This is a genomic window from Dictyobacter vulcani, assembly GCF_008974265.1.
Taxonomy (GTDB): domain Bacteria; phylum Chloroflexota; class Ktedonobacteria; order Ktedonobacterales; family Ktedonobacteraceae; genus Dictyobacter; species Dictyobacter vulcani.
On the sequence record NZ_BKZW01000003.1, the window covers coordinates 83,405 to 99,718 of the forward strand.

Annotated in this window: 13 protein-coding genes and 1 pseudogene; 10 read left to right on the forward strand and 4 right to left on the reverse strand. The window is 46.3% G+C overall.

The features are described 5' to 3' along the window. Positions 1–4 precede the first annotated feature (4 nt). Complete coding sequence (locus KDW_RS24540; RefSeq protein WP_151758577.1) at positions 5–1,675, reverse strand: thiamine pyrophosphate-binding protein; 1,671 nt, start codon at positions 1,673–1,675, stop codon at positions 5–7. A gap of 930 nt (positions 1,676–2,605) precedes the next feature. Here KDW_RS24540 and KDW_RS24545 point away from each other — a divergent pair. The 7 genes and pseudogenes from KDW_RS24545 (at position 2,606) to KDW_RS24575 (ending at position 11,757) form a co-directional block, all read left to right on the forward strand. Continuing rightward, the gene (locus KDW_RS24545) at positions 2,606–4,321 is read left to right on the forward strand and encodes an ArnT family glycosyltransferase (RefSeq protein ID WP_233097898.1); all 1,716 of its coding nucleotides are present in this window, start codon (positions 2,606–2,608) and stop codon (positions 4,319–4,321) included. Positions 4,322–4,430: 109 nt separating this feature from the next. Next, positions 4,431–5,174, forward strand: coding sequence for a copper resistance CopC family protein (locus KDW_RS24550; RefSeq protein WP_162005583.1), 744 nt, complete (start codon positions 4,431–4,433; stop codon positions 5,172–5,174). Positions 5,175–5,647: 473 nt separating this feature from the next. Next, positions 5,648–6,649, forward strand: a complete 1,002-nt coding sequence (locus KDW_RS24555) for an NAD-dependent epimerase/dehydratase family protein (RefSeq protein ID WP_151758580.1) — start codon at positions 5,648–5,650, stop codon at positions 6,647–6,649. A gap of 402 nt (positions 6,650–7,051) precedes the next feature. After that, positions 7,052–8,241, forward strand: a pseudogene (gene fdhA, locus KDW_RS36150) (formaldehyde dehydrogenase, glutathione-independent). Positions 8,242–8,418: 177 nt separating this feature from the next. After that, the gene (locus tag KDW_RS24565) at positions 8,419–8,976 is read left to right on the forward strand and encodes a L,D-transpeptidase (RefSeq protein WP_162005584.1); all 558 of its coding nucleotides are present in this window, start codon (positions 8,419–8,421) and stop codon (positions 8,974–8,976) included. 222 nt (positions 8,977–9,198) lie between these two features. Then, positions 9,199–10,074 (forward strand): hypothetical protein, encoded by an 876-nt coding sequence (locus KDW_RS24570; protein ID WP_151758582.1) that lies wholly within the window; start codon positions 9,199–9,201, stop codon positions 10,072–10,074. A 735-nt stretch (positions 10,075–10,809) separates the two neighbouring features. Next, the gene (locus tag KDW_RS24575; protein WP_151758583.1) at positions 10,810–11,757 is read left to right on the forward strand and encodes a hypothetical protein; all 948 of its coding nucleotides are present in this window, start codon (positions 10,810–10,812) and stop codon (positions 11,755–11,757) included. 218 nt (positions 11,758–11,975) lie between these two features. On the opposite strand, the gene KDW_RS24580 is transcribed toward KDW_RS24575, so the two are convergent. After that, on the reverse strand, positions 11,976–12,404 hold the full coding sequence (locus KDW_RS24580; RefSeq protein WP_151758584.1) for an OsmC family protein: 429 nt from the start codon (positions 12,402–12,404) through the stop codon (positions 11,976–11,978). Between the two features lie 235 nt (positions 12,405–12,639). Here KDW_RS24580 and KDW_RS24585 point away from each other — a divergent pair, with 235 nt between their 5' ends. From KDW_RS24585 to KDW_RS24595, 3 genes are all read left to right on the forward strand, one after another. Continuing rightward, a complete protein-coding gene (locus KDW_RS24585) occupies positions 12,640–13,236 on the forward strand; it encodes a GNAT family N-acetyltransferase (protein ID WP_151758585.1) in 597 nt (198 codons plus the stop codon). 525 nt (positions 13,237–13,761) lie between these two features. Then, positions 13,762–14,001, forward strand: coding sequence for a hypothetical protein (locus KDW_RS24590; protein ID WP_151758586.1), 240 nt, complete (start codon positions 13,762–13,764; stop codon positions 13,999–14,001). A gap of 196 nt (positions 14,002–14,197) precedes the next feature. Continuing rightward, entirely contained in the window at positions 14,198–14,575 is a 378-nt protein-coding gene (locus KDW_RS24595; RefSeq protein WP_151758587.1) for a DUF7475 family protein, read from the forward strand. A gap of 109 nt (positions 14,576–14,684) precedes the next feature. Here the strand turns inward: KDW_RS24595 and KDW_RS24600 are convergent, their stop codons facing one another. Together KDW_RS24600 and KDW_RS24605 are read right to left on the reverse strand one after the other, a co-directional pair. After that, complete coding sequence (locus KDW_RS24600) at positions 14,685–15,128, reverse strand: GNAT family N-acetyltransferase (protein WP_151758588.1); 444 nt, start codon at positions 15,126–15,128, stop codon at positions 14,685–14,687. A 194-nt stretch (positions 15,129–15,322) separates the two neighbouring features. Continuing rightward, positions 15,323–16,303: a D-alanyl-D-alanine carboxypeptidase family protein gene (locus tag KDW_RS24605; RefSeq protein WP_151758589.1), complete on the reverse strand. Its 981-nt coding sequence runs from the start codon at positions 16,301–16,303 to the stop codon at positions 15,323–15,325. Positions 16,304–16,314: the final 11 nt, after the last annotated feature.

The following is a 16,314-nucleotide window of genomic DNA, read 5'->3' on the forward strand; positions in this document are numbered from 1 at the left end:
GGGATTATGCCAGGGTGATCGCTGTTTGTTCGGTTGAATGCTCTGGCTGCCATGGACGTGGCAATAATGGTGCCTCGATCACGGTTGGTCCGGCATGGGTACTGGCCTTTTGTAGTGCTGCGCTTAACTCTTCTGGTGTGTTTACACGCATACTCTCGGCATGGAAGGCACGTGCCAGCGCCACATAGTCGGGCGCGAGCAAATCGGTGGCGATATAGCGGCTATCATAATTCTGGTGTTGATCGGTTTTGACGCGGGTAAAGGTGGCGTCGTTAAAGATCACAACGATGACTGGTAACTTTTCCTGGGCCGCGGTTGCTAGCTCGCTACTATTGAGCAGGAAACCACCATCACCACATAGTGCGATCACTGGTCGTCCAGGCAAGCCTGCTTGCGCGCCCATGGCCAGTGGCAGCCCACTACCAATCGTGCACAATTCGGCTGGATGAATGAAGGTACGGGGATGGCGCACAGGAAGATATTGGGCGGCGGCATATCCCAGCATGGTCATATCCGCGACCACCACTGTTTCCTCTGGCATCTGCTCCAGAGCATCACTCACTCCTTCAAGCATGCGGAAATTTTCGCCCTGGTATGCGACTGTATGGAGATATAGCGCTTCGCGTAGATCATCCAACGCACTATAGGGGGCGCGGCGTTCCTGTGGGAACTCCTTCATGAATTTATAGAGCGCCTCCAGTGCTACTTTGGCGTCTGAGATAATGCCAACCTGGGTACGATAATTATGTCCAATCTCCATTGGATCGATGTCGATATGGATTAATTTTTCGGGTAATGGTAAGCGGCCATTGGCGGTTCTCTCGGCACCCAGTTTGCTGCCTACGACCAGTACTGTATCGCGGGTGGCGATAAAAGCATCCAGATCAAGGGGCAGGTTGTCGTTGGTGGTGAGTACGAGCGGATGTTTTGTTGGCAGTACGTCATGGCTTTTACTTCCCAGCAGGACGGGAGCTTGCAGGAGTTCGGCGAGTTGTAAGAGTTGTTGGTTGGCATTGGAGGCCGTTACACCTGCACCTGCGATGATCAATGGGCGTTGCGCTTCACGTAATACTTCTACTGCGGCCGCCATAGATTCTAGCGAAGGGAGAGTCCGCTCGATTGGACCTGCGACTGTAATATCTACATCTGCTGATTGGGTGAGCAGGTCACAGGGAATCTGGATATAAGCGCCACGGGGCCGGCCTTGCTGCATCATGCGGAAGGCATCGTGGATCGCTTCAGGAATCTCTTCGACATAATTGACCGCTCGGGTCCAGCCGACCAGGGATTGCATGATCCCCAGCTGATCTTTTACTTCGTGGAGTTCGCCACGAGACCGGCCTTGCGACGCACGGGAGAGTGAGCTACTGATAATCAATAATGGAATAGAGTCAGCATAGGCACTGGCGGCTGGAGTGGTGACATTTGTCACGCCAGGGCCGGTAATCGTACAGACGACGCCCGGGCGCCCGGTAGCTCTGGCGTAGCCTTCTGCCATGAAACCCGCACCTTGCTCATGGCGGGCTAAAATGTGGCGCAGTCCTGGCTCATGATAGATGGCATCATAAATTGGTAACGTATGGACACCAGGAATGCCAAAAATAGTATCGACATTATACGCGCGTAATGCGGCGGTGACTGCTTGAGCGCCAGTGAGATGCTGCCTATTGGTCACGCGAGAGACTCCTCTATTTATAATATTTCTTGTACACAGTGATAGGACGCCTATTCGGACGTCCCATGAATATATTTAATCTTTGTATATTTTTTTATTAGCTTACCACATTGTGAGTAATCAAGCACCCTCAATGGGACTGGTATCTTATAGCGAGAAAAATGTATGTGAAGTAATAATCTTCCGTGAACTACCCACAAAAAAACAATCTGGCGTTGACCACCGGGTTGTTTTGCCATGTACATCTAAAGACGTTCGTACAACTAGTACTTTTGGGAAAAGTGTCAGGGGGAATATATAGACGTATTATCGATCGAAAAATCCCTTTATTGACAATCGGAGCGCCCTTATTTGATGCCTGGGCTCTCTATGTTTATTTCTGGTTGCCAGGCTAGATATTAGCACACCCTTATCAAAATCTCGTACATAATTCCTTACAACGCTGAAAATCAATCTTTTGGGGGAGCCTGCCAGGGATTAATCAGGTGTATAGTCATGAGGTGATTGATTTTACACCTGTATATTAGACTTTTATTTGTGGTAATAATTTTGAGTATGTAGTTTATGAAGGATGTTTTTGTATTATTACACTTATCATATTTATAAAAATCTTAATACAATATGTGAGGATAATTATTATTTTGCTCTTCAAAATCTGTGTTTATTATTCGTTTCACTGAAACGAGAGTTTATTTCATGATTGAGTTTTTGGCTGTAACGTGATATACAGTTTATAAATATGCAAGGAGGCATAACCATTTGCTTTGCTAAGAGGCTTCATCTAATCGTGTGAGCGTAACCTTCGGTCAGAGTGCATCCTTTTTACGTAACTGATCAGCTTTAAACTGCTGGAATGGAGTGACTCGTCAGCCGCAAGTAAGCGGCGTTCACACTTGATTCTTTGAGAGCACATAGTTAAGGAAAGGTTTTATGTATAAACCAATGAATTTTTACCTTAATAAGAAGATATTTCGCGTCAGAAAATATGAAATAGTTGTATATAGTCTTATCGCTTGTGCTACTTTATTGCGACTGGTGTTGATTTCCCTTAATTGGCCAGCCACAAACAGTGATGAAACTACGATAGCACTGATGGCTCGGCATATCGCATTTAATGGAGAATGGCCTACATTCTTTTATGGTCAGGCGTATCTGGGACCTGTAGAAGCCTATCTGGCCGCTCCATTGTTCCATCTCTTTGGGCCAACCTTGTTTGCTTTACGACTGGAACTTGTGCTTTTTTTCATGCTTTTTCTGCTGGGGATGTATTATTTAACTGCCCTGTTACATTCACAAAAATTTGGTATATTTATCACTTTTCTCTTTTCCTTTGGTTCTGGCGCGATAATTACGCATCATCTAAGAGCTATCGGTGCCTATGCGGAAACAGAATTTTTTGCCGTAGCTATCTGCCTGGCTGTGATCTGGCTGGCGCTTACTGTGCATCGGATCGAACTGCCGCGGCGTACGACGGTCTCGCGCGCCTGGTTATATGGAGCGTTAGGTTTGATCATCGGGCTATCTATCTGGGTAGACATGTTGATCTTGCCTTTTGTCTGCCTTGGTGTAGTGTTTCTGCTGCTCTTCTGTCGGCGTGAGTGTTTTTCCTGGGCTGGCTTATGTTTGCTGGCTGGCCTGATCATAGGTCTGTTGCCTTTGATTATCTATAACTTGCATGCTCCGGCCGGTCAGAATTCTCTGGATGTCCTGATCAATCTGCATGACGCAGGCAAGAATGTTAAATATTCTTTGCTGCAAAAGCTGACTGGCACCTTTGGTACCGGCTTGCCTGATGGATTAGGTTATGTGCCTGGTTGTGTTTTGGGGCAGGCTCCTGCATCTGGCACCTCGAATGCTACTTGTATGATTACTCGTTTTGGTTGGAGTGTCGGCTATCTTATTCTGTGGTGTGTCGCGATGGTTATGACACTGGTCACCATCTGGAAAATATGGAAGGTTCGGCAAGGCAACTCTCTATTCAATCCCGCCTGGAATTTTGAGGAGCACAGGCACCTGATTGTTGCCTGTGGCCGCTTGATGATCCTGATTGGAGCGCTTGGTACACTTTATTTGTATGCGTCCAGCCCTGTTGCTGTGACTGCACCGGGAGCGACCTCACGTTATCTGATTTGCATGCTGCTATCAGTTCCAGTCGTTTTATGGCCTTTATGGAGTGGCCTGGATACCTTATTAACCATACGTAAACCTGCCCATCTTACCTGGATGCTAGCTAAAGCTTCGCTACTTCTGCTGGTGGTTGTTGTCTATATCGCAGGGACGTATAACATTTTTGCTACGAGTGTTCCTACAGATCAAGCTACTTATAATCAGCAACAGCAAATTGTGAATAAATTGCAAATGATGCATGTCAGGTATTTTTATACTGATTACTGGACCTGTAATAATCTCATCTTTCTGAGCAATGAAAAGCTTATTTGTGGGGTTGTAAATCCTGACCTGACCAATGGCTTTAATCGCTATACTCCATACTTGCAAGCAGTACAGCGCATTGACCATCCAGTCTATGTTTTTCCGCGAGGATTAGGTCAGAATAAAGAGCTTGAAGAAAGATTAAAGTTTAAGTACTTTTCTATTGCTTATCGACGCCTTGATTATAACAACTACATCATATATTTGCCCAACTAATTTTTCAGTACAAGATTGATATTGATTATGCATGCCGATTGTTCATACTATAGATAGGAGTGCTTTTTTAGCCGGTGTATGGATAGTAGTGTGTGAGGGATGTGCTGGTATGGATAGGGTTGAATGCAATCGGATGCATAAAGAAATGGCTGGTCCGCTGCTCAGGTGGAAAGAGTATACGTGGCGTGGTTTTCGTCTGTGTTTGCTGGCAGGAGTTGCCAGTTGTCTCTGTTTCTGGTGCTGGCCATTAGGAGCGCTGGCGTCTCCTGCATCTGTGCAATATGCTGAATATATGAGCTCTACTCCGCTTGCCAATGCCCTGTTGAAGCTTGCACCTGCAACTGTGCTGGTGCGTTTTTCAGCGCCTCTGGATGTTCAGAATAGCAAGCTTATAGTGGTAGATGTGGATGGTAAACAGGTAAATGTTGGTCGCGTGACGCAATATCACCATCAACTGGATACTCTGATGATAAATATGCAGGCTGATCAATCTGAAATCTATGTTGTGAACTGGCATACCACTTCGATGCAGGGCCACTATCGAGACAGCGGCAGCTTTCGTTTTTTTGTCCACATTAGTTCATTGCTGCAAAGTACGTTGAGCAAAACTATTGGCAATCCATCTTCTTTTACTCCACCAGGCATATCACCCCCCGCTTCTATACACGCGCGCAAACCGGATACTATCACTGTACCACCTGCAAAAGCCAGGTTTGTGGAGATTCCATTATGGATCGCGGGCGTGGTTGGTTTGATTAGCCTGTTGTCAGGTATTGGTCTGACCTGGATTTTTTCAAAACAAGCTGAAGAACGTCGCGCTATAGAGCTCATCAGCGTCATTGAAGATGAGTAAATGAAAATTGATAATACCCTATGCTGATTCGTCTATTTATTATAGCCCCGATATCTACTTAACTTGTTGCGCTCTTTTTTGGTAAAGGGAGAAAAGGAGTATTCAGATGATCAAGCCATCCCTAACGAACTCTCAACCGGTTCCAAATGTTTCAAGAGCGATTCAATGTAAGAATTGTCAGAAGACTTTTACGATTGCTTTGGCCGATGGCGGTAAGGATATCCACTTCCTGAACATGATTAGCTGGGATTGTCCCGCGTGCAGACGACATAATCTTACGCCTTTTTTAAACAAATCTACCTCTTAAATTGGACGCGTGCCTTTTGTAGGCACACCCACTGTTGTGCCACCTTCGATCTATGCTGAGAGCATAGGTGCTTCAAGTACCTATGCTCTCAGCATTCTTTTATCCTTTCCTGGTTGTTCAGTTGCCTGTTATGATACTGATACATAGCAATGAAAGGGAAATATTTATGAAAATATTAATTTTAGGTGGCACTGTTTTCCTGGGTCGTCATCTGGTAGATGCGGCGCTGGCTCGTGGCCACGAGGTGACATTATTTCATCGCGGTATCCATGGCAAAGAACTTTTTCCCGAGGTTGAACACGTGTATGGGGATCGCACAAAGGACCTTTCCGCGCTGGAAGGCAGAGAATGGGATGCGGTGATTGATACCTGTGGTCAGCATCCCAAACATGTACGCTCTTCTGCTCGTTTGCTCTCGCAGGCAGTGAAACATTACACATTTATCTCCAGTATTTCTGTCTATGCTGAATTTCCTCAACCAGGCATGGATGAAACAGCGCCTGTGGGGCGTCTGACTCCTGAACAACTGGCCTCAACTGAAAATAGCGCAACTCCTTCGATGGAATTTTATGGTCAGTTAAAAGCATTGTGTGAGGAAGCCGCGGAAGAAGAGATGCCCGGTAGAGTCTGCAATGTTCGTCCTGGCCTGATTGTCGGACCTTATGATGTGAGCGATCGCTTCACCTACTGGCCTGGTCGGGTGGCCCGAGGTGGGGAGATAGTGGCTCCCGGAAGCCCGGATAACCAGATACAGTTTATTGATGTGCGCGATCTGGCCGAATGGGTGCTCCACGTCGCTGAGACAGGTCTGACAGGTGTCTATAATGCGACAGGACCCGCCGAAGTACTGACGATGCAGCAACTGTTGGAGGAATGCAAAACCGTGAGTGGCGGTGATGCGTCCTTTACCTGGCTTGATGATGATTTCCTGACAAGGCACGAAGTTGGTTCCTGGATGGAGATGCCCCTGTGGATACCTGCCAGCGAAGGGATGCCTGGTTTTCTTTCTACTAACATCCAACGTGCCCTCAATGCTGGACTTACCTTCCGGCCTCTGGTCACCACTATTAGAGATACCCTTGCCTGGGATCGCACACGCCCTCCTGGTGAACGCCGCACTGGACTCAAGCCCGAACGCGAAGCAGAACTACTGGCCATGAAACCCTGATCGTACCGGCAGTCCTCGTGACTGCAATCAGTTCACGTATGAGCTATCTCCTCAGCGTATCGGCAGTCACAAAGACGCCTGCCGATACGCATTATGCTTTTTTTACTCTACCACTTTTTATTGACATCCTCTATTCTATATGCTACCTTCTTTTTGTGTTGATAATGAGCAATAAGATGAGATAAAGCTTGATCTGCACATAAGGATTTTAATATTTCTTATGTCTGTTCAAGTCTTCAAGACCTTCCTCGATGCTGTTGCGTTAATATGCTACCTTGTAGCACGAATCGTAGCGTTTCCCAGACTGCGTGTTGTGTCTTCATGCGACATTGCTATCTTCAATTGTATTGCGACCATGCATTTACCAGGCAAGTCATTAATCCCAAAAAGGAGTAGAACGACATGGCAGGCAACAAATGTGTTGTATACGTTGAACCGGGGAAGGTGAAGATTGAGAGTATAGCGTACCCTAAACTTGAGCTGAAAGAACAACATCGTAAATGTGAGCATGGGGTAATATTACGCGTCATTGCGACAAATATTTGTGGCAGTGATCAGCATATGGTACGCGGTCGTACAACTGCTCCGCAGGGGCAGACTCTTGGCCATGAGATAACCGGTGAAGTTATTGAAACAGGACGCGATGTTGAGTTTATCAAGGTTGGGGATATCGTTTCTGTACCTTTTAATATTGCCTGTGGTCGGTGCCGCATGTGTAAGACAGGTAATACCGGTGTCTGTTTGAATGTGAATCCGGCTCGTCCGGGGGCAGCCTATGGCTATGTGGATATGGGTGGCTGGGTTGGTGGCCAGGCTGAATATGTCATGGTTCCTTATGCAGATTGGAATCTTTTGAAGTTTCCCGATAAAGCTCAGGCAATGGAGAAGATAAAAGATCTGACGATGCTTTCTGATATCTTCCCAACAGGATATCATGGAGCCATTTCTGCGGGTGTAACGACCGGCTCAACCGTATATGTAGCGGGTGCCGGGCCGGTTGGATTGGCCTGTGCCGCTTCGTGTCAACTTCTGGGGCGGCGGTGGTGATCGTCGGTGATATAAATCCTGAACGCCTGGCACAGGCTAAGAGCTTTGGCTGTGAAACGGTTGACCTGCGCACTAAAGCTGAACTCCCAGATATGATTGCGCAGATCGTTGGCGAGCCGGTGGTGGATGCAGCGATAGATTGTGTTGGTTTTGAAGCCCATGGACATGGTAAGGGCGCGGGAGAGGCGCCTGCTACCGTGTTGAATGATGTCATGAGCATCACACGCGTGGCCGGTCGCGTGGGTATTCCTGGTCTATATGTGACCGGTGACCCGGGCGGTGTTGATGAGAGTGCAAAGGTTGGTCGATTGGGGGTCAATCTAGGACTTGGCTGGGCGAAATCACTGAGCTTCACGACCGGTCAAACGCCTGTCATGCGCTATCATCGCCAGCTAATGATGGCTATTCTGAACGATAAAGTTCAGATCGCTAAGGCCGTCAATGCTACCGTAATACCATTGGACAAAGCTCCGCAGGGCTATCAAGATTTTGATAAGGGTGCAGCGAAGAAGTTTATATTGGATCCTCATGGCTTGATCAAATAAAGCTGAACAGGTTTTTTAGGATTGATACAGGCACGAGGAACAGTATAGATGTTCTTCGTGCCACTTCTTTCTCTACTATATGATTATGTTTTATAGTTGTATTTATAATCTTATTTCTCTTAATAAGTATAACTTTGCGGCTTTGAGATTCGTTGTATGAGGGAGGAGGATGATAGTATGAAGAACACTCTGCGCAAAATACTTGTAGCCGCACTGTTTACCTGTTTGCTGTTCGTTTTGTGGATGGCCAACTCGTGGGTAGTACCTGCGGCCAGTGCTGCTGTTCGTCCATCCAGCAAGGCTTCAATGGCGGTTGGCGGAAAGGTGATTGATGTTAACCTCACGCAGCAAAGACTAACGGCTTTTGCAAACGGGCATTCTGTATTCTCTACCCTTGTATTGTCAGGACGAGCAGGCTTAGAGACACCAACCGGGACGTATTCTGTGTTCGGCAAAGAGAGTCCAACCACCTTCTATTCTCCCTGGCCTGCTGGTTCCCCTAATTATTATCCACCTACTGCTATTAGCTACGCCCTGGAATGGAAGCCGGGAGGTTACTACTTGCACGACTCCTGGTGGCATACCGTCTATGGACCAGGTACCAATGGCCTGCATTCGGATCCTGTCTATGGTCCACAAAATGGTTCCCATGGCTGCATCTCTATGCCGCTAGCCGCTGCACGCTGGCTGTATAACTGGGCTCCCATTGGTACACCAGTACGGATCCATATGTGATGGCATTGCGCTGGTAGATTTAAACAGGTAAGATTGGCGATAGATTCCAGGCCCGTATGATTGCGTGAACCTGGGATCTTGTGCTTTTTCTGGTATAGAGGGGCTATCTCTGTTGGTCTGAGATTTGGGCCGTCGAGTATACTGTATAAAGAATTGTTAAACGCTGATATTTATGCTCAACGTAACGATAAAAAATCGTCCGCCAGGAAGGGATGCATTTACGTGGATAGCATTGAATTCATAGATTATATCGAACCATATATCGAAGCATCTGTAGATTACATTGTGCAGGATATGCAGCAGTGTGGTTTATATGATGCTAATCGTCATGAGACGTTCTGGAATATGCTCTTTGAGGAGATTGGACACTTCCTTGTGCGCACATATGATTCCTACGAGGTAGAAGAACTGATTGCATCCTCTGGAACAATGTGCTGGGCCTTTGGCTATGATCAGGATGTTGCAGGCTGGACATGGATACGGGGCGAAGAAACGCTGGTGCGTCTTGAAGAAGGACCTGTTATGCAGGCCCTGCGCAATTCCCATATGGATATTGCCGCGTTCTATCAAAAATATCCCAGACAGCACTGGCTGGAGATCTGGTATGGTCCAGGACCGGTCAAGTTATTACGACGCAGAGATGAGCAGTTGTTACTGACATTGCCGGCTTTCTTGGAAGCTCGAATTGAATTGCTCCAGCATCGCTTGAATCGGTATTATACCAAAGATCATCAAGATGAGCGGGAAGTTGAAGCTGAAGATGCGGCTGGCATGGTGGTGAAAATTCGCCAGAAAAGACTGATCATTGCTGAAGCTGATGCACCACAAGCATTTCGCTACACCTGTCAGATTGAGCAGCCACGCGGCTTAATCCAATTTAGTAGCGAGAAATTCCCTTCAAAATCATTGGACGAGCTTATCCTGATGCTGAACTATGATTTTGCTGATTTTGAGCACTTCTTTGCCCGTAATCGTTTTGAAGAAGTGATCGGACCAATCATGAATAAAAATGCTGTTCTGGCCTGGAATACTGTCGCGCAGGCTCAAGAAGACGCACGTGCGCTCATCATAGTAAAAGAAGACGAACATAACGCCTGACCTATTTCTGACCACGCTATCTTCTTCACTGTCGTTATCTCATAGACATTATGTACTCACTGATGGATGTGATCTACTCCATTCATCAGCTATACCAATCTAATAGTCTGTTAGATATCATGTGATGGGGAGGCGGGGATGCAAGCGAGCATGCCGGGGGCATGATCAAGCGGCGAGCCCCTTGACCGGGGGATCGGGGGCTGTGCCCCGGCATCTCCCCCCAACCCGCCCGCGTAGCGGGCGCACAACTCATCACACAAAGTTTGACAATGTATTAGCAAACAATCTTGCCCTCAAAAAATATACGCGGCGGACGTATACCCTATTGAGATAGATGATTTGACGCTACCAGTGGGAGATCTTCGCAAATTATGTTCTCCTGGCCCATCGCATCCCTTCTCGAAGTATTTATCTTTCTATCAGGCAGATACCAAAATTTTCTTGAGTAGTTGCAATTTGTGGAATTGGTTTTTATAATTGGAGATAGTACTTTGTCGAACGTACATATATTCGTAGTTATATTTTCTTCTTTGCGCTCGTTTATACTTTGTGATCCAATATAAATCTTCAATCAAGTATCACTAATCGAGTATCGTTACGCAAGGAATCTTCTTTGCTCATATGTAAAAGAACTACTGTTTGAGCTATGTAGATAATGTAAAACTTGAATTTGTCCAGAGCGGCTGAATGTATCTTTTAGTTGCTTTGAGCTATTTTAAGGTGAGGAGAAATAATATGCAGTGTCGTGTATGTGGAGCGCCTCTTCCATCTGGTGCTAATGCCTGTCCATCCTGTGGTACTGTTGTGCAGACACCAGGGAGTAATCCACAGGGACAATTGCCCCCCACCGCTTATGCACCACCACCACCACCACCAACAAACTATGGGAACGCGCCAGTGCCACCGCCCCCTTCATATCCTTCTGATCCCTATCAGAAGCCTGCTCAGTCTGGCCCATCGTATCCTACCGATCCCTATCAACCGGGGCAGCAGTATCCACCGTCTGGATCATACAATCAACCAATGAACAATCCTCAGGCTGGTGGTCCATCATATCCTGGTGGTCCGGCAACGCCATTTCAGCCACCCCATAAGAAGTCGCGGCTTGGATTGATACTTGCTATTATAGCTGTGGTCGTAATACTTGCCTGTATTGGGTCAGTAGTCGCTGCCAACAGGTTTATTGCATCGAATACTGGCAATGCAACTCCTACGGTAACAACCAGTGCAACACCTACCCAGGCTGGCAGCACGCCAACTTCGACCAACGCGCAGCCTGGAACTTCTCCCTCGGGGACGAGCATTGATACTCAGGCTTCGCAAATTATTACTGATCCCCAAACAACAGGGAGCGTTAATAAAGATACGTTGCAGCCAGAGCCAGGATCGGTAGCGACAACCTTTAAAGTCAATAAACCAATTTATGTTACCTTTAAACTTGATCCGAATAAATATGATATTGCCACAACGCCTGCATGGGTCAATGTCCGTTTCTATCGAGGATCTGACAGTATCCTTAAAGATGATCCTTTGCAAGTAAAGACGCGTGTGACTGTGGGATACTTTGGTGCCAGATATTATCTGCCTACTCAAGATGGTGCGGCCGAGATTTACTGGTGTCATACAAGTACCTGTAGCGATGGGAAACTGGCCCAGGTGGTCCATTTTACCGTGACCGCTTAACTAGATCTCTGTCAGGCTTCATAAGAAAGATGAGCCCGCTACGCGGGCGGGAGAGGGGAGGGGAGGCCAGGGCACAGCCCTGGAACCCAGTCAGGGGATTGTATCCCCTGCACCCCTGCCTTTTGCGATACGTTCTCTCTGGGTCATGGCAGTCAGCCTCCTTCAACTTCTAAAAATAGACTGCCAGGCATGGTAGTACTACCACCGTTACAGCAAAATTACATATTTTTTAGCGAAAATGTATGGGTGATCTGTGCTGTTTGATCTATCATTGCGCCTACTGAGCAATAGCGTTTTTCAACTAATGCAATGGCCTTTTGCACAGAATCTGCATCAAGATTGGATCCAGTAAAATGGTGCTCAACTGTAATGGTATGAAAATTATGAGGGGGCTGCGAGACTTTTTGTCCATGGACCTCGATGCTATAGTCGCGAATATCCTGTTTCATTTTACGCAGGATCGTGACAACCCCGATACCCGCACAACCTGCCAGCGCGGAGAGTAACAACTCCATGGGACAGGGTCCGGCGCTTTCTCCTGTGTCTGGTTCGTCAGTATCTATCATCAGCGCATGGCCTGTACCTGTTTCTATATTGAAGCGCAGGTCCGTGTCCAGTCTGGCTTGAATATTTAGTTCCATCTGCATACCAGTGTGTTTCCTTTCTGGTAAATCTACTTGCTCTATTCATCCCATGGTTGTTTTCTCTATTGTACAGTATTTGTTCATCCCACTGTCATGAGTGGGAAGTGTTGTCAGATTATGTAGATTCTGGCGCGTGGCTGGTGGTATGCTCATCCTGGCGTAAAGTGGATCTTTGCTGACTCCCGTATGTTTATTTATAATGGCGCTGAGACGTCGATCAGAAAGGATTTTCATTGAGATGATGCATACCGAGCCGTTGACATTAACGGGGAAACATGTGCGCCTGGAGCCATTGCAGTTGAGCCATACTGCTGCTTTATTGCGTGCTGGCCAGGATCCTGGGATCTGGACATTTATGTCCTTTAATCCCAGTGCTTCAGCAGAAGCTATGGAAAGTTGGATTAGCGAGGCTTTGAGTCTACAGCAGGCTGGCATGTGTTTGCCGTTTGTGATTATTGATCAGCGTAATGGACATGTGGTGGGTTCAACCCGATATCTGGATATTGTGGCGAAAAACTATGGCCTGGAGATCGGCTGGACCTGGCTCGCTCCCGAAGCCAGACGTACAGTAGTGAATACAGAGTGTAAGTATCTTTTGTTGCGACATGCATTTGAAGATCTGCGGGCTATTCGCGTACAGTTGAAGACTGATAGTCGGAATGAACGTTCTCAACGTGCCATCGAGCGCATTGGTGGCGTTAAAGAAGGTGTATTGCGCAATCATGTAATTATGCCAGATGGCTATTATCGCCATTCAGTGTATTATAGTATTCTCAATACCGAGTGGGAACAGGTCAAACATAATTTAATCACTAAGCTGGAGCACGTATATTAGATTCCTGATTCTTCAGAGTAAGTCTGAGGTCAATAACCAGCTATTTTTATCTGGATGGCGCTAAATGCCAGGTGCCAACGTGTCTGTTACCTGTTTGGCTTGCATACTGTAGATACACCTTTCTTCACGGCTACGCTGCCGGTCTATGGTCTCTGATTTTCCTGCCAGCTTGCTGTAGGAATGTAATCTCTTGTACATATACGGTAGCCCCTCTTTGTAGCCATGTCAATGTTCTCTGTTATGCAGGCAGTTTTTTACTCAAGCGCAATTACCGTTATTCATCAATAAATCAGAATAAATCCATTTTTTAGAAGTAATTTGTAAAAAATGGATTTTTTAATCTTTTGTGCTATAATTTTAGCAGCTTCTATTGTGTCACTGTACAGGTTTTGTCGACAAATCAAAATGGAAGTGGTTTGATGAAGTGTAGAAGAGGTAGAAGAAGATGCTCGACTTAAATGATTCAGTGGTGAAACTATTCTTTATTGATGGTGGCAATGGAACCTGGAAATGTAAGAATGGGGTATGTTTAGAGGGGAGATTTCGACTTTCTATCGCAGTAATGGAGGGCCTTATCTGTTTGGCATTCCACTGACTAATGAAATCCATCTTCCTCAATATCCTAATACTGCAATTGTTCCCTGTGAGCGAGCCATGATTGCGTTTGATCCCGAACGTAAAATTGATGCCCCCCGTCTAATGGCCCTTGCTATCTTTTACACATCGACTCAGGTGTTGGTCAGCAACTATTACTACAACGCTTGAATGCTGTTATCCAGAGCCTCTCCATAAAATTAACCCAGATCCACACTCTATCCCAGATCTAATGTAACGTTTGGGTGGTGAATAGTGTGATGTGTACGTATCTGTCTCATTGTCTTACCGCACAATGTAGAAATAAAGTAATTTCGTTTCCTGAAAGGAAACTGTACCTCTAGTAGAGAAAGGACAATGCAACATTATGGTCGACATATCAAAATCACGCTTCCATATCGGCGTCTTGCAAATTGGAATTATTGTTTGCGTACTGGCCACCGCGTTTATCCATCTCTATCTGGCGCTACAGCCAGATGAGGATTTACGCACCTGGTTTATCCTGAATAGTATTGGTTATCTTGTTTTATTAGTGGCTCTTTTTTTACCACCGTTGATGCCTTACCGTCGGATAGTGGATTATGTCTTGATTGTCTATACTGCTGTGACGATTGTGATGTGGTTCTTGATTGGATTACCTTCGGAGCCGATTGGTTATGTGACCAAAGCGATTGAGGCCGTTCTGATCATCTTGCTGGTGTTGGATACGCGTATTGGCCGCAAGCACTCCGCACGTTATCAATAGGCCAGCTCGGCTACATTTGTAGTGGTTCATGGCATAGTGAGAAGTGTATGCAGGGATGCAACGCTCTTCTTTAAATTTCCTCTTGCTCTTCAGCTTCTTGACTGACTGCCTATACTTTATCTTTCGTTTCCTGGTAACGATTGTTTGTATAGCGTGCGATCACTTTACGCCAGAAAGACTGAGCCCTGGCGTTCTCGATCTCCTGCCGCACGCGCCAGCGGCCAGGAAACATATCGAAAATTTGATGGGCTACTACCTCGCCGAGTCCCTGCTGACGATATTTGCGTAGGATAAATAATTCAGTGATACTATACATGGCAGGCTCATCGATTTTTTGTACCAGTACAAAACCCGCCAGTTTGTGCTCAACGCGAATCAAAAAAGGATAGCGGTTCTGATCAGTCCAGTAATGATCTAAATACGGATAATCGAAGAGTCCTGAGTCGCCAATATTCTGAGAAGTGAATTCACTGGAGTCATGCTGGCAAAGTTCTAGTAAATTGCGGATGATAAATTTCTCTTCGAGAGCGGCAATGGTAATTTCAACTTTCATCGTAACTATGCCTCTTCATCTCTGATTGTAAGAATGCGCTGGTCTAACTTATAGATTATATGCGCATGTGTTATTCATAATAACGAATGAGCAGCCCCGGAATCCCTGCACTTTCTGTTGATTTTGAGCTCTCAATGCTATTGAGGACAGGATGAAGTGACTCTTTTGCTTTATCTTTTAAATCCTGGGCGCTACTATTTATTTATTGGCGTTGGTGTTGGCGTAGGTGCGCGCATAGGCAGGCTAAATCCCCAGTTCAATAATGCTGGAGCATCCGTAAAACGATCTGTTTTCTCTTTTCCCTGGAGCAGTACGCCAATCAATGTATGGTGAGCGTTCTTCCCGGCAAAGACCAGGCACGAGCCAGCTTCGACTGTATATCCTGTTTTAACGCCGATCACCCCTGGATAAGATTGCATCAGGTCATTGGTCGTGGTCCAGTTATAGGCACCATGATCGGCTGTCGCGGGCAGTTGATAGTGTTGAATTTGAATAATTTGTGCAAACATTGGATTGTGCATGGCATAGCGTGTGAGCTGTGCCAGATCGGCCGCTGTACTGTATTCGTTAGGATCCGGTTTTTTATCAGCTCCGACGTAATAGGTCAGTCCATCAGGATTGATGTAGTGGGTATTTTTGAGATGAAGTTTGCGTGTGTAATCGTTCATCAGTTTGACGAAATTGGCCGGTGAACCACTGATCGTATCGGCGATGGCGATAGCGGCATCATCGCCTGAAGGCAACATCAGGCCATAGAGGAGATCAATCATACGCACTTTATCGCCAGCCTTGAGATTAGCGTTACTTCCTAGATTGTCGGTAACCTCTTTGACGGCATCCTGTTTGACTTCCACTATCTGGTCAGGATTGCTTTTCTCTAAAGCGATGATCGCAGTCATAATTTTGGTCGTGCTGGCAACAGGGAAGCGCTCATTGCCTCGTACATTGGCCAGAACATCATTGTTATCTGCATCCAGTAGATACAGTACTGGTGATTTGATCACAGGCGGTGTCATGCCGGTTGCGCTGAGAACCGGCATAGGAGTTGGCGTGGGCGGTGGATTTAATGTATTGACAATTTTTGTACCAATAGGTGTGAATATCATCAATGGTATGGTCAGGATAATTTCAATTGCCAGTACAAACAAAATAGTGGCAGCTACATGTCGCTTCATAGTAAAAATTT